Here is a 13,224-nt window from a genome sequence, read left to right on the forward strand (position 1 = left end):
TCAGTACAGCGCGGCCTTGCCAGCGGCTCCGAACAGGTCGATCTTCTCAGCGGCCGTCACCTTCAGCGCCGCGATCGGCTCGGGCTGGATCGCGTTGGGCTCACGCAGACGCTCGTCCGTGCCGAGGATCTCCCGCATACGGTTGTGGTAGCTGACCTTGATGTCGCTCGAGATGTTGATCTTGTTGATGCCGAGCGAGACGGCACGCGCAAGCTCCGCGTCGGGGTTGCTGGATCCGCCGTGGAGCACCAGCGGAATGCCGACGGCCGCCTTGATCTGCTCAAGCAGGTCGTGGCGCAGCTCGGGGTTCTTGTCGGCGGGGTACAGCCCGTGCGAGGTACCGATCGCGATGGCGAGCGAGTCGACACCGGTCTCCTGCACGAAGCGCACAGCGTCGTCGACGTTTGTGTAGATGATCTCAGCGGCGCCGGACTCGCCGTAGCTGTCGTTCGCGCCGATCGTGCCGAGTTCGCCCTCGACCTGGATGCCCACGGCGTGCGCGGCATCCACAACCTTCTTCGTCAGCGCGACGTTCTCTTCGAACGGCAGCAGTGACGCGTCGATCATGACCGAGGTGAAGCCCGACTGGATCGCGGTGATCATCTGCTCGTACGAGCCGCCGTGATCCCAGTGGATCGCGACGGGCACCGGGGAGCGGTGCGCACGGGCGTGCATCGCGGCGATGAGGTCAGTCGTGATGTGCGAGACCTCGTCGGGGTGGATTGCGATGATGACGGGCGCGTTCTTGGCCTCGCTGATGTCCATGACGCCGAGGAACATGGCCCAATCGCTGATGTTGAACGCCGGGATGGCGAAGTTGTTCTGGTTGGCGATGTCGAGGATGGACTTGCCGGTGTACAGCACCACGGTGGATTCTCCTGTCGGTGGGGTGGGGTTCAGTGGAAAAGGGGTGGTTGGTGGACGGTCAGCTCTTCACCGAGCCGGCCGTGAGGCCGCTGATGAAGTAGCGCTGGAAGAAGAGGAAGAGGATCAGCACGGGGATCGAACCGAGCACACTCATGGCCATGATCTGGTTCCACTCGTAGGAGTGCTGACCCATGAGCAGCTGGATGCCGATGGGCACGGTCCGCATGTCGATCGTGCGCGTGAGGGTCAGCGCGAAGAGGTACTCATTCCACGCGATCATGAACGTGTAGATACCGACCGAGACGATGCCGGGCACCGAAATCGGCACAAGCACTCGCCACAGCGCGGTCATCGATCCGGCGCCGTCAACACGCACGGCTTCGTCGAGCTCTTTCGGAAGCGTGTTGAAGTAGCCGGTCATCATGATGATCGCGTAGGGCAGCGTGAACACCATGTAGGTGAGGATCAGCGCGGCGTAGGTGTTGTACAGGCCGAGACCCACCATGAGCCCGAAGTACGGGATCAGCAGGGTGATCGGCGGCACCGCCTGGACGCTGACGATGATCACGTTGAGGACGCGCTTGCCGCGGAAGTCGAAGCGGCTGAGCGCGTACGCCGCCTGGATCGCCACCAGCAGGGTCAGCGCCGTCACCGCGAACGCGACGACGTAGCTGTTGATGAAGAAGCGCACCGTCTCGGGATCCGTGAAGATCGCGATGTAGGCGTCGAGCGAGAAGCTCTCGGTGATCAGTCGCGGCGGCAGCTCGAAGATCTCGGTGTTCGACTTGAACGAGTTCGAGAGCATCCACAGCACGGGACCGGCGGCGAAGACCGCACCGATGAGCAGTCCGATGACGAGCCCGACGCGGGCCGCACGGGTGCGTGTCTGGATGGACATGGCCATGATCAGTCCCTCGCCTTCTGGTGGCGGACGTAGAAGACGGCGAGCACCATCGACATGAGCAGAACCAGGACAGCCGAGGTCGCCGCCTGCGAGAAGTCGTACTTGGCGAATGCGAGCTTGTAGGTGAAGGTGCTGAGCACCTCGGTGACGTTGATCGGACCGCCGCCCGTGGTCATCCAGATGAGCGCGAACTGCTGCGAGGTCCAGATGAGGTCGAGGAGCACGAGGCTCACGATGATGGGGCGCAGCTGCGGAACGGTGACGTTCCAGAACCGCTGCACGGGCCCGGCACCATCGATGCTGGCAGCTTCATACAGGTCGCTCGGGATGCCTTGAAGCCCCGCGAGCAGGCTCACCATGAAGAACGGGTAGCCGGCCCAGATGTTGATGAATGTCACGGTGCCGAGCGCGAGTTGCGGCGAGGCGAGCCATTCGATGTTCGTGTTGAGCAAGAAGTTGATGACGCCGTTGGGGGCGAGCAGCATGCGCCAGAGCACCGCGATGACGGCGACGGTGAACAGCCAGGGAAGGACGTAGAGTCCGCGGAAGATCGCGCGTGGCACGGCGCCGATCAGCGTGCTGTTGAGCATCATCGCGAACCCGAGCCCGATGATGAGGTGGGCCACGACACTGGTCACCGTGAAGATGACGGTGTTGCTGGTGGCGTTCCAGAAGCTCGGGTTGGTGAGCACTGCCATGTAGTTGTCGAGGCCGACGAACTCGTGGTCCTTGCCGATGATCGCGCCGTCCTGCAGCGAGTAGCCGATCACCATGACGATCGGGATGATCATCAGGACGAACAGCAGGATCATCGTCGGGCTCAGGAAGGCGTACGACTCGGCCGTGCGCCGCAGCTGTCGCCGCCGCTTGGATTGCGGGACACCGGTGACGATCACCTCGGTGTCCAGCACAGGGGTCTTCAGGGACATCAACCCACTCGCTCCTTCGTGGTCGGGTACCGCGCCGCGCACCTTCGCGGCGCGGTACCCGGATCTTTGTCAGGTCAGTCGGTTCAGAACTCGGCGACCCAGGCGTCCTGCGCCTTCTGCAACGCCTCATCGACCGACTGCTGGCCGTCCAGCGCCGCCTGCAGCTGCTCGCCGAACAGACGCATGAGCTCTTCGGCGACGGGCAGGCCCGTGAACTCGTTGGCGGGGTAGCTGGCCTGGTAGATGTCGAACGCCGTCTTGAACAGCTCGTCGTCGTTGACGAAGTCCGGCACCGACTGGGTGTTGCCCGGGAAGGCGTTGGCCATCGTGGACAGCTCGGAGTTGACGTCCTCGCTCATCAGGAAGGAGACGAGCTTGAACGCGGCATCCTTGTGCTCGGAGTTCTCGGCGACGCCGATGCCCCATGACGCATAGGGGATACCCCGTTCGCCGTCGTAGCCGTCCTCAGCGGGGATCGCCGAGATCGAGAAGTTCAGGTCGGGGTTGGTCTCGCGGATCAGGTTGATGTGCGCGAGCGAGTCGATCATCATGCCGACGCGGCCGTTGGTGAACTCCTCGACCTTGTCCTGCTCCTTCATCGTGAACGAGCCGGCGGCGATGACACCGTCGTCCCACAGACCCTGGATGTAGTCCACGGCCGAGGTGACGTCGGCGTTGGTCAGGTCGGGCTGTCCATCGTTGAGCATCGAACCGCCCGACGCCCATACCCACGACATGACGTCGTTCTGCACACCGTTCGGCGCTTCCAGCGACAGCGGCAGCACCCAGCCCGAGACGTCTCCGCCAAGGGCTGTGACCTTCTGCGCGGCATCCGCGAACTCGGTCCGGTTGGTCGGCGGAGTCGTGACGCCGGCCTCGGCGAGGAGGTCGTCGTTCGTGAACATGGGGTAGACGAAGTTGACGACCGGGATCATGTAGGTGCCGCCGTCGACCTGGATCTGGCTGGCCAGCTGACTGTCGTCGTAGCCTGCATCGGCCATGAGGTCGGTGAGATTGGCGATGACGCCCTGCGAGGCGAAGTCGTTGACCCACGCACCGTCGAGACCGACGACGTCGGGCATGGTGCCGGATGCCGCACCGGCGAACAGCTGCTCCTTGGTGGAGGCGTAGGGGCCGCTGACGAGTTCGACGGTGATGCCGGGGTTCTCGGCTTCGAACTTGTCGATCAGCGCGCGGAACTCGCCGTCAGGCAGCTCCGGCTCCCACCACTGGGCGAACTCGATCGTGACATCGCCGCCCGCGTCGCCCGTCGCGCCATCCGACGAGCCTCCCGAGCAACCAGTTACCAACATCAACGATCCGGCCGCGATCGCGGCTCCAGCGATCTTGAGGGCCTTGCTGTGCCCCTGACCCGCTCTGGTCATCATCTCTCCTCTTTGAGTGCGTGGCCGCAGACATCGGGTGCTGATTCGTGCGGCTTTGAGCATAATTATGCCGATATCTGCGGGGAAGTCAAGGGTTCGTTTCGGCTTCGCGCTTTCCGATGCTTTTTTCTGCATGTTTCATGCGAGAAAAGCGGCAGGATGGTGCTAGAACTGTGGCATGGCTTCTTCAGAGACTGCGCGCGGGCGACGGCTGCCCGCCGGACGAAAGGCCGATCTGGCCGCGTACGTGACCGAAGTCGGCCAGGTCACGGTCGGTGACCTGGCCGAGCACTTCGGCGTGTCAATCGACACCGTGCGGCGAGATCTCGACCAGCTCCATCGCGCGGGTGCTCTCGTGCGCACGCACGGCGGCGCGGTCAGCGCACTCGATGGCCCCGTGCGCGACCGCGGCCTCGACGTGCGTCTGCGCATGCAGGTGGAGGAGAAGGAGAAGATCGCCCACCTCGCCGCCGAACTCGTCGACGACGGCGCCGTCATCATGCTCAACGCCGGCACGACGACGCTCGCGGTGGCGCGCGCACTGCGCAACCACCGCGAACTGACCATCGCGACGAACAATCTGCGCATCCCCGCTGAGATCGCGCCGTCGGCGTTCCGCGACCTCTACGTGTTCGGTGGCGCCGTGCGGACCATCACGCAAGCGACGACGGGCCCGGTGACCTTCACCCTGACCGCGGGCGGGCCCGAGGTCGACATCCGCTGCGACCTCGCCCTCATCGCGGTCGGCGCAGTGGATGCCTCGGGGTACTCGACCACGAACCTCGGTGACGGCGCGATGATGTCAGAGATGATCGAACGCGCCGAGCGCACCGCGATCCTCGCCGACTCGACGAAGCTCGACCGCCGACTATTCGCCCAGGTCGCTCCGCTCGCGGGTGCCGACTACCTCGTCACCGATGCGCAGCCGAGCGCAGAACTGGCCGCTGCGCTGGATCAGGCGGGGGTCGCCGTCCTCACTCCGTGACGAGCGAGCGCGTCAGTCCAGCGCGGCGCGCCACTCGGCGAGCAGCCGCGCCGTCGCGAGGGTCTCGAACCACGGCATCTCGGGCGCCTGCGTCCGGCCTTCGCGCAGCGCGCTGATCGTCGCGTCGGCTTCGGCCGCCATCGGGCTGATGGTGGATGCCACGACGCGCTCCTCGGTGCCGTCGGCGCGACGCAGCACGGCATCCGCCGTCGACTCGACGCGGCTGCCCCAGACATTCGGGATCTCCAGCTCACCCGCGGTGCCGCGGATCACCGCCGCGCGCGGCAGTTCGCGGGTGATCGAGGTGGCGACGTGTGCGCGGATGCCGCCGAGGTCGATCTCGGCCGTGGCATCCTCATCGACGCCGGTCACGCCGACCGTGCCGTCCGCGCTCGCGATCGACACGGCGCCCAACCGCCCCGCCCACGCGGCGACGCCGACGGCGAACGAGACGGGGTAACACCCGGCATCCAGCATCGCGCCGCCGGCGAGCTTGGGGTCGAACAGGCGCTGGATGCCACGATCTGCGGCGAACCCGATCGAGGTCTCGACCTCGGTGATCTCGCCCAGCTCGCCGCCCGCGACCAGCTCGCGGACGCGCTCGGGCAGCGGGCCGAACCGGTACTTGAACGCCTCGACGAGCGGGAGTCCGGCCGCTTCGGCGGCGGCGATCATCTCCTCGGTCTCGGCGACGCTGATGCCGAGCGGCTTCTCGCACAGCACGGCCTTGCCCGCCGCGAGCGCGGCGAGGGTGAGCTCGCGGTGCGAGGTGTGCACCGTGCCGATGTAGACGGCGTCGACGTCGTCGCGGGCCAGGATCTCGTCGTACGTGCCCGAGATCGCGCCGCCGAACTCATCGGCGAACTCGCGAGCCCGCTCGGCATCGCGTGCGCCGACCGCGTGCAGGGCTCCGAGCCGGGCCTGGGGCAATGCCCGCAGGAAGTCCCCGCTGATGACGCCCGCGCCGAGTACCGCCCACCGTGCTGTTTCGCTCATGCCTCCACGCTAACCCGGGCCCGGTGCCGGCTGGGTGTCGCGTGGCGTGTCTGGCCGGCGTGCGCGGCGCACGCGCGCCCGAGAAACCACATTCTGCGCGAGAAACCAGTGCTGCCGTGGTTTCTCGCGCAGATGTGGTTTCTCACGAGACAGGGCGGGCGCGCCGCGGCGGGACGCCCCGCGGCTTGTATGGCCGACGGGCGCGGGACCGCCACCGCAATAACTCAGGAACCGCGCCGGGTCCGCGGAGCGGCCGCCGCGGAATTCCGGGGCGGCCGCGCCGCGGCGGCCCCGGCGATCCTGAGTTATTGCGGTCGGAGCGCGAGCACCGGCGCCGCGCACTCGCTCCCGCGCTGCCCGCCGCGCGGGAGCGGCCAGTGGTCGCCAGCCTTGCATCGAGACATCGGTACGGAGTTCGGGGTCGCGTGGTGTCGCCTCCCCCGCCCCGAGGCGACCGCGGGCGACCCAAAACCGAGGTGGCGCGGACGCGGGATGCCGGGGCGAGACGCCGGCGGCGGATGCCCGGATGCCCCGGGCGGATGCCCGGACGCGCGCGCACTACGCTTACAGGCATCCCGGTCTCTGCGTTTCGCGGGCGCCGGCCCGCACACTTCTGCTCATCACTCGCACGCACACAAGGACCGCAGCATGGCACTGGCATTGGCGATCGATCTCGGCGGCACGAAGGTCGAAGCGGCGCTCGTCGACGAGCGCGGCGGCATCGTGGAGGGGTCGCGCCACCGTGCGGCGACCGGCGCGGCCGCGGCATCCGACGTGTCGGTGCTCGCTCGCGCGATCGACGAGGTGATCGCGCAGTGCCGTCAGCATGATCGCTGGGGCGAGGTGGTGGCCGGCGGCATCGGTGCGGCGGGCCCGATTGACATCGCGGCGGGCGTCATCACGCCGATCAACCTTCCCGCGGCCCACGGATTCGGGCTCGTCGACGCGGTCCGGCGCGCAAGCGGACTGCACCAGGTGACGCTGCGCCTCGACGGCACGTGCATCGCCCTCGCCGAGGCCTGGCTCGGCGCCGCGCGGGACGTGCGCAACGCGATCGTCTTCGTCGTGTCGACGGGCGTCGGCGGCGGTATCGTCTCGGACGGGCGCCTGGTCGCCGGCGGCACCGGCAACGCCGGGCACATCGGGCAGATCCTCGTCGCCGACATCGACGGAGACCCGGTGGATGCCACGCTCGAGAACCGCGCGGCGGGTCCGCACACCGTCGCGTGGGCGCGCGCGCACGGATGGCCGGGCTCGACGGGTGAGGAACTCGCCGCCGCCTACCGCGACGGGGACGAGATCGCCCGCGCCGCCGTCGCGCGTTCAGCGCACGCGGTCGGGGTAGGTCTGGTCAGCGCCGCGACGCTGCTCGACCTCGAGCTCGCCGTCATCGGCGGAGGCTTCTCGTTCGTCGCGGATGACTTCCCCGAGCAGGTCGAGGCCGTCGTGCGCTCCAACGCGTTCAACGCGTACGCCGCACGCCTGCACGTGACCCGCGCAGCGCTCGGCGGGGAATCCCCCCTGATCGGCGCCGCCGCCCTGGTCCACCGCCCCGACCTGCTGTAACCCCGCCGCCTCGCGAGCTTGCCCTAGCGAACGCGAGCTTGCCCTCGCGAACGCGAGCTTGCCCTGTCGGCTGAGGGCAAGCTCGGCGCCAGATGGGCAAGCTCGGCGCAAAAAGGGCAAGCTCGCGTAACAAAGGGAAAGCTCGGCGCGGCAGCGCCCGAGCGCGAGCCCGGCGGCGCGGGTCAGAAGGTCGCGTCGAGGGCGGCGAGCAGGTCGGCGCGCAGGTCGGCGACGTCTTCGAGGCCGACCGAGAAACGCAAGTGCCCGAGCCGGCGGAACGGCTCGGGGTAGTGCCGCACGCGCGGGCCCTCGGTGCCGACGTGCACGATGAGCGACTCGTCGTGGCCGAGCGAGACCGCCGAGGTGATCAGCCGCAGGTTCGACACGAACCGGTTGTGCAGGTCGGAGTCTCCGTCGAGCGCGAACGCCATCATCGCGCCGAACCCGCGCCCGTCGAACTGGCGCGCGGCGAGCGCATGCTGCGGGTGACTCTCGAGCCCGGGATACGCCACGAACGCGACGCGCGGATCGTCCTCGAGCGTCTGTGCGAGCACGGGTGCGGATGCCAGATGCTGCCGCAATCGCAGCGGCAGGGTGACCGATCCGCGCACGATCTGCCAGGCGTTGAACGGCGAGATCACGCCGCCGACGTCGACCATCGCCTCATCCTTGATGGGCTGCACCAGTTCGCGCCGCCCGATGACGGCGCCACCCATCGCATCGCCGTGCCCATTGATGTACTTCGTGAGCGAATGCACGACCAGGTCGGCTCCCTCACGCAGCGGTCGGAACAGCGGCGGCGGCGTGAAGGTCGAATCGACGACGAGCAGGATGCCGGCCGCGTGCGCGATCTCGGCGAGCGCCGCGATGTCGGCGACCTTCGTGGTCGGGTTCGCGACGACCTCGGTGATGATCATTCGCGTCCGCGGGCGCAGGGACGCGCGCACGGCATCCAGGTCGGAGATGTCGACGAACGTCGCCTCGATCCCGTACTTGGCAGGCAGCAGATCGGTGAACAGCTTGAAGGTCGCCTCGTACGTGGCATCCGCCACGATCACATGGTCACCGCTGCGCATGTGCGTGAAGAACACGGCGTGAAGCGCCGCGACGCCGGATGCCAGGGCCACGGCATCCTCGCCGCCCTCGAGCGCCGCGAGCTTGTGCTGCAGCGCGAGCTGGTTGACCCCCGTGTTGCGGGTGTAGAGCCCGCCGTCGGTCGAGGACCAGCTGATCTGCGACGGGTCGTCGTCGAGCGCGTACGAGTTGGCCATCACGAGCGGCGTCCGCAGCGCGCGCGAGCCCGGATCGACGGTGTTGCCGGCGTGGACGGCGAGCGTGAGATCGGACAGACCATCGAGGTTGTGCTTGTCGGGGCGCGTCATGCCTCGACGCTACTCGCGTGGCCGCGCGGCGCTCACTGTGTGACGCAACACAGGCGGCGAGGCGTGCCGGTCGCGCGGATCAGGCCGCAGGCACGACCAGCCGCGCAGATCCCGCCGCGCAGCTCAGGCGGTGCGGCGGCGCGAGCGACGGCTGTCCGCCGGGGCCTTCTCAGCGGGGGCGGCGGCCGCGCTGGCGACGGCGTCGGACTGCAGGTGCAGCTGTGCGACGGCGTCGCGGGCGACACCCATCGGAACCTCGAGGTCGGCGTACTCGTAGGTGAACCCGTTCTCGTCGACCAGGGTCACCTTGACGAGCGCCTTGCCGCGCCCGGGCAGGCGGGTGCTGGTGCGCGGGAGGAAGCTGCGGGCCATGACTCCAGCGTAGGGGTGACGGCGGACACTCCCCCGCGCGGGACACGCCCACGGCATGACCGACTGTTCGGTGGGATTGTGTTCTCCGAGCTTCGCTATGGTGTCGAAGGAATCGCACGGATGCCTCGCGGCACCCCGCGGGCATCCCACCCCGCACACGACTGCGACACCCGAACCCCACGACAACCCCGACGACAGGAGCCCCGATGTCGCAGGCCGCGCAGGCGACGGCACCGGCGCGCGGCAGCGTGTGGGAGGTCTTCCGGGTCTTCCTGAAGCTCGGGTCGACCTCGTTCGGCGGCCCGATCGCGCACCTGGGCTACTTCCGCACCGAGTTCGTCGAGCGGCGGCGCTGGATGAGCGACCGCGAGTACGCCGACCTCGTCGCGCTGAGCCAGTTCCTGCCCGGCCCGGCCTCGAGCCAGGTGGGCTTCGGCGTCGGGCTGCTGCGCGCAGGCGGATGGGGCGCGATCGCGGCGTTCGTGGCGTTCACGCTGCCGTCGGCCGTGCTGATGATCGCGTTCGCGGCGGGCGCGTCGCTGTTCGACAGCGCGGTCGGCGCGGGCCTGCTCACGGGGCTGAAGGTCGTCGCCGTCGCGATCGTCGCGCAGGCCGTGTGGGGTATGGCGCGCACGCTGACGCCTGACCGCACGCGTGCCGGCATCGCCGTGGTCGCGCTCGTCGTCGCACTCGTGTTCGCCGGCACGATCGGCCAGGTCGCGGCGATTGTCGTGGGTGCTGTCGCGGGGCTCTGGCTGTGCCGCGCCTCCGGCGCCACCGCGCCAGAGGACGCGCCGGACATGCTGCGGTTCCCCGTCCGCCCCGCCGTCGGCGTCGCGTGCCTGGCTCTGCTCGGCATCCTGCTGGTGGGTACCCCGATCGCCGTCGCCGTGACCGGATCGGGAGCGGTCGCGCTGTTCGACGCGTTCTTCCGTGCGGGTGCGCTCGTGTTCGGCGGCGGGCACATCGTGCTGCCGTTGCTGCAGGCGGGCGTCGTCGATCCGGGGTGGGTGAGCGACGCGCAGTTCCTCGCCGGGTATGGCGCGGCGCAGGCCGTTCCCGGGCCGCTGTTCACATTCGCGGGGTATCTCGGCGCGATCGCCGACGTCGGCCCCGGGGGCATCCCGGGCGCGCTCATCGCGCTCGTCGCGGTGTTCCTGCCCGGATTCCTGCTGCTGGTCGGCGTGCTGCCGTTCTGGAACGCGTTCCGCCGTCGCGCGTGGGCGCAGGCCGTGATGCGCGGCGCGAATGCCGCCGTCGTGGGCATCCTCGCGGCCGCCCTCTACTCCCCCGTGTTCACAACGGCGATCGTCGACGTCGGCACGTTCTGCCTCGCGGTCGTGTGCTTCGTGCTGCTCGTCTCGTTCAAGCTACCGCCGTGGATCGCCGTGCTCGTCGGCGCCGCCGGCGGGGTCGTGCTCGCGGTCGTGTGATGGGGCCGGATGCCTCGCACCACCGGTGTCGGCGGCACCGCCTAGGCTTCAGGCCGTGGCCACCCTCGATGACATCCGCGCGATCGCGGCGGGACTGCCCGGCAGCGAAGAGCGGGCGATGACGGGCGGCGCGGCGTGGTTCGTGCGCGGCAAGATCTACGCGTGGGAATGCCACCCGTGGCCGAGCATCTCCGCCGACATGCGCGAGATCATCACGGCCGAACTGGTTGCCGGCGTGAAGGTCGCCGACCGATTCGATGCGCTGGCGCTCGTCGAGATGACCCCCGCGGTCTTCCTCCGCGAGACGACCCGCTGGGGCGAGCCGAAGGTCGCGTTCCGCATGGCCGGCATCGACGGCGAGCACCTGGTTGAGCTCGTGACGGATGCCTGGCGCACACAGGCCCCGAAGTATCTGCGACGCGAATTCGACGAGCGCGAGGCGTCGGCCCCGGCGTAGACAGAGCGGAGGTACAAGCGTAGGCATCCGCCGTCTCCGTCACCCCACGGCGACGCGCACGGGCACCTCGTCGATCGAGGAGTAGACCGGCAGTCCGCGCTCGCGCGCGATCTCGACGTCCTTGTCCGCACCCGTCGAGTCGCCCGGCAGGCGCAGCACGGCGTCGCAGTGTTGCAGCAGTCGATGCGCGGTCTCGTACATGACATCGCCGTCGGCGTCGCCCTCGTCGATGCCGCGCAGGATCGGCAGCGCGACCCACTCGCCGATCATCGGCACGTGGCCACGCCGATAGATCGGGGCGGCGGCTTCTTCGAGGCGGGCGAGGTTGCGCGCGATCAGCGCGGGGTCGCCATTCGTGCCCGAGCGATACGGGCCGGCGATGAGGATCAGAAGTGGTGTGTCCATGGCCGATACTGTAACCTCAAACGTGCAGAAACGTGAAAGACTACGAAGGAACGAGATGCTCGGCGCACAACGCAAGGCCTTTCTCCTCAAGATCCTCGACCGCGACGGGCGCGTCGTCGCCAAGAGCGTCGCCGCTGAACTCGGCATCTCCGAGGATTCGATCCGGCGTGATCTGCGCGAGCTCGCCGAGGCGGGCGCGCTCATCCGCGTGTACGGCGGCGCTCTGCCCGTGCCGCCCGCAGATCGCCCCATGCAGGAGCGGCACGCACTGGCATCCGACAGCAAGAACCGCGTCGCGGCCGCGGCGATCGAGAAGATCCACCCCGGCATGACGATCGGGCTGGATGCCGGCACGACAGCGCTCGCGCTGGCGCGGATGCTCCCCCGCGACCCGACACTCACGGTCGTCACGCCCAGTCCCCACGTCGCGATCGCGGTCGCCGAGCACTCCGACGCTCGCGTCATCATGATCGGCGGCGAGCTCGCCCGGTTCTCGATGGTCGCGAGCGGCGCACTCGCGATGGAGGCCGTGCGACACCTGCGTCTCGACGCGTTCTTCCTGGGCGTCACCGGCATCGACCCCGTGAGCGGGCTGACGACGGGCCACCTGGACGACGCGATCACCAAGCGCGCGATCGCCGAGCGCAGCGACGAGACCTTCGTCCTCGGCAGCGAAGAGAAGGTCGGTGCCGTCTCGCGCTACCCCGTGATCGGCCTCGACGAGGCGACCGACGTGATCCTCGATCCACTGGACGATCGCGCCCTGGTCGAGGAGATCCGGGTGGCACTCACCGGCAGCTCGACGCAGTAGCGCTACGCGACCGCGGGGCGCGGTGCACCCCGGCGCATGCCCACCACGAGTCCGACCATCATGACCGCGAAGACCAGCGACACCCAGCCTGACCCGATGCCCACGCCACCCTCGCTGACGGGCTTGCCGAGCCAGTCGGCGACCGAGGCGCCGAGCGGCCGGGTCAGGACGTAGGCGCACCAGAACGAGAACACCGGCCCGAAGCGCGCCCAGCGGTATCCCGCGGCCGGCACGACGATCAGCACAGCGAACAGCGCAATGGAGGGCAGGTAGCCGAGCCCGAGACCAACGGCGGCGAGGTCGCCGACGGCCGTGCCGAGCGCGAACGTTCCGACCACGGCCGCCCAGTAGAACAGCTCGCGCCGCGTCGAGGTGACGGCGTGCACCGAGAGGTTCCGCTCCGTTCGCCACCAGGCGATGAACACCGCGGCGAGCAGCATCGCGTACGCCGCCGCGGACGCCGCATAGGGCAGCCCCAGCACGACGTGGACGACGTCGGCCGCCATGGTTCCGAACACGCCGACGGATGCCACGGCCAGCCAGTAGACCGCGGGGATGTAGCGCCGTCGCGTCAGCTGCAGGCCGAGCGCGAGGGCGAAGAGAACGAAGCCCAAGATCACGGCGAGCTCGGGCGGCATGACGCGGATCGAGAAGTCGGAGACCGCTTCGCCAAGCGCCGTCGACACCGCTTTGGTCACCCAGAAGATCGAGGTCGGGTTCGGCACCCGTTGC

At 68.8% G+C, this 13,224-nt stretch carries 14 protein-coding genes; 5 read left to right on the forward strand and 9 right to left on the reverse strand.

The features are described from left to right. The 4 genes from BGO46_RS12830 to BGO46_RS12845 form a co-directional block, all read right to left on the reverse strand. Complete coding sequence (locus BGO46_RS12830; protein ID WP_292676563.1) at positions 1–867, reverse strand: ketose-bisphosphate aldolase; 867 nt, start codon at positions 865–867, stop codon at positions 1–3. A gap of 58 nt (positions 868–925) precedes the next feature. Then, entirely contained in the window at positions 926–1,771 is an 846-nt protein-coding gene (locus tag BGO46_RS12835; RefSeq protein ID WP_292676561.1) for a carbohydrate ABC transporter permease, read from the reverse strand. A gap of 2 nt (positions 1,772–1,773) precedes the next feature. Continuing rightward, a complete protein-coding gene (locus BGO46_RS12840) occupies positions 1,774–2,700 on the reverse strand; it encodes a sugar ABC transporter permease (protein ID WP_292676559.1) in 927 nt (308 codons plus the stop codon). 83 nt (positions 2,701–2,783) lie between these two features. Further along, positions 2,784–4,088 carry a sugar ABC transporter substrate-binding protein gene (locus BGO46_RS12845; protein WP_292676556.1) on the reverse strand — a complete coding sequence of 435 codons (1,305 nt, stop codon included), beginning with the start codon at positions 4,086–4,088 and terminating at the stop codon, positions 2,784–2,786. Positions 4,089–4,263: 175 nt separating this feature from the next. Here BGO46_RS12845 and BGO46_RS12850 point away from each other — a divergent pair, with 175 nt between their 5' ends. Then, positions 4,264–5,070 (forward strand): DeoR/GlpR family DNA-binding transcription regulator, encoded by an 807-nt coding sequence (locus tag BGO46_RS12850; protein WP_292676554.1) that lies wholly within the window; start codon positions 4,264–4,266, stop codon positions 5,068–5,070. Between the two features lie 12 nt (positions 5,071–5,082). On the opposite strand, the gene BGO46_RS12855 is transcribed toward BGO46_RS12850, so the two are convergent. After that, positions 5,083–6,066, reverse strand: coding sequence for a Gfo/Idh/MocA family oxidoreductase (locus tag BGO46_RS12855; protein ID WP_292676552.1), 984 nt, complete (start codon positions 6,064–6,066; stop codon positions 5,083–5,085). Between the two features lie 648 nt (positions 6,067–6,714). On the opposite strand from BGO46_RS12855, the gene BGO46_RS12860 reads away from it, so the two are divergent. After that, positions 6,715–7,632 carry an ROK family protein gene (locus tag BGO46_RS12860; RefSeq protein ID WP_292676549.1) on the forward strand — a complete coding sequence of 306 codons (918 nt, stop codon included), beginning with the start codon at positions 6,715–6,717 and terminating at the stop codon, positions 7,630–7,632. 182 nt (positions 7,633–7,814) lie between these two features. Here the strand turns inward: BGO46_RS12860 and BGO46_RS12865 are convergent, their stop codons facing one another. Next, complete coding sequence (locus tag BGO46_RS12865) at positions 7,815–9,014, reverse strand: aminotransferase class I/II-fold pyridoxal phosphate-dependent enzyme (protein WP_292676547.1); 1,200 nt, start codon at positions 9,012–9,014, stop codon at positions 7,815–7,817. 123 nt (positions 9,015–9,137) lie between these two features. Next, positions 9,138–9,386: a hypothetical protein gene (locus BGO46_RS12870; RefSeq protein WP_292676545.1), complete on the reverse strand. Its 249-nt coding sequence runs from the start codon at positions 9,384–9,386 to the stop codon at positions 9,138–9,140. A 206-nt stretch (positions 9,387–9,592) separates the two neighbouring features. Here BGO46_RS12870 and chrA point away from each other — a divergent pair, with 206 nt between their 5' ends. Together chrA and BGO46_RS12880 are read left to right on the forward strand one after the other, a co-directional pair. Next, the gene (gene chrA / locus BGO46_RS12875; RefSeq protein ID WP_292676543.1) at positions 9,593–10,819 is read left to right on the forward strand and encodes a chromate efflux transporter; all 1,227 of its coding nucleotides are present in this window, start codon (positions 9,593–9,595) and stop codon (positions 10,817–10,819) included. A gap of 55 nt (positions 10,820–10,874) precedes the next feature. Beyond that, the gene (locus BGO46_RS12880; protein WP_292676541.1) at positions 10,875–11,276 is read left to right on the forward strand and encodes a hypothetical protein; all 402 of its coding nucleotides are present in this window, start codon (positions 10,875–10,877) and stop codon (positions 11,274–11,276) included. Between the two features lie 39 nt (positions 11,277–11,315). Here the strand turns inward: BGO46_RS12880 and BGO46_RS12885 are convergent, their stop codons facing one another. Beyond that, positions 11,316–11,681, reverse strand: a complete 366-nt coding sequence (locus BGO46_RS12885; RefSeq protein WP_292676539.1) for a DUF4406 domain-containing protein — start codon at positions 11,679–11,681, stop codon at positions 11,316–11,318. A 55-nt stretch (positions 11,682–11,736) separates the two neighbouring features. Between BGO46_RS12885 and BGO46_RS12890 the strand changes: the two genes are divergently transcribed. Next, a complete protein-coding gene (locus tag BGO46_RS12890; protein ID WP_292676537.1) occupies positions 11,737–12,492 on the forward strand; it encodes a DeoR/GlpR family DNA-binding transcription regulator in 756 nt (251 codons plus the stop codon). Positions 12,493–12,494: 2 nt separating this feature from the next. Here the strand turns inward: BGO46_RS12890 and BGO46_RS12895 are convergent, their stop codons facing one another. Next, positions 12,495–13,217, reverse strand: a complete 723-nt coding sequence (locus BGO46_RS12895; RefSeq protein ID WP_292676535.1) for a hypothetical protein — start codon at positions 13,215–13,217, stop codon at positions 12,495–12,497. Between the last annotated feature and the right edge of the window lie 7 nt (positions 13,218–13,224).

Origin of the sequence: Microbacterium sp. 70-16 (genome assembly GCF_001898315.1) — a bacterium.
Lineage (GTDB): Bacteria > Actinomycetota > Actinomycetes > Actinomycetales > Microbacteriaceae > Microbacterium.

Coding starts and splice junctions, on each gene's coding strand:
- BGO46_RS12835 (WP_292676561.1), bottom strand. CDS start 1,771: ATGGCCATGTCCATCCAGACACGCACCCGTGCGGCCCGCGTCGGGCTC.
- BGO46_RS12840 (WP_292676559.1), bottom strand. CDS start 2,700: ATGTCCCTGAAGACCCCTGTGCTGGACACCGAGGTGATCGTCACCGGT.
- BGO46_RS12845 (WP_292676556.1), bottom strand. CDS start 4,088: ATGATGACCAGAGCGGGTCAGGGGCACAGCAAGGCCCTCAAGATCGCT.
- BGO46_RS12850 (WP_292676554.1), top strand. CDS start 4,264: ATGGCTTCTTCAGAGACTGCGCGCGGGCGACGGCTGCCCGCCGGACGA.
- BGO46_RS12855 (WP_292676552.1), bottom strand. CDS start 6,066: ATGAGCGAAACAGCACGGTGGGCGGTACTCGGCGCGGGCGTCATCAGC.
- BGO46_RS12860 (WP_292676549.1), top strand. CDS start 6,715: ATGGCACTGGCATTGGCGATCGATCTCGGCGGCACGAAGGTCGAAGCG.
- BGO46_RS12865 (WP_292676547.1), bottom strand. CDS start 9,014: ATGACGCGCCCCGACAAGCACAACCTCGATGGTCTGTCCGATCTCACG.
- BGO46_RS12870 (WP_292676545.1), bottom strand. CDS start 9,386: ATGGCCCGCAGCTTCCTCCCGCGCACCAGCACCCGCCTGCCCGGGCGC.
- chrA (WP_292676543.1), top strand. CDS start 9,593: ATGTCGCAGGCCGCGCAGGCGACGGCACCGGCGCGCGGCAGCGTGTGG.
- BGO46_RS12885 (WP_292676539.1), bottom strand. CDS start 11,681: ATGGACACACCACTTCTGATCCTCATCGCCGGCCCGTATCGCTCGGGC.
- BGO46_RS12890 (WP_292676537.1), top strand. CDS start 11,737: ATGCTCGGCGCACAACGCAAGGCCTTTCTCCTCAAGATCCTCGACCGC.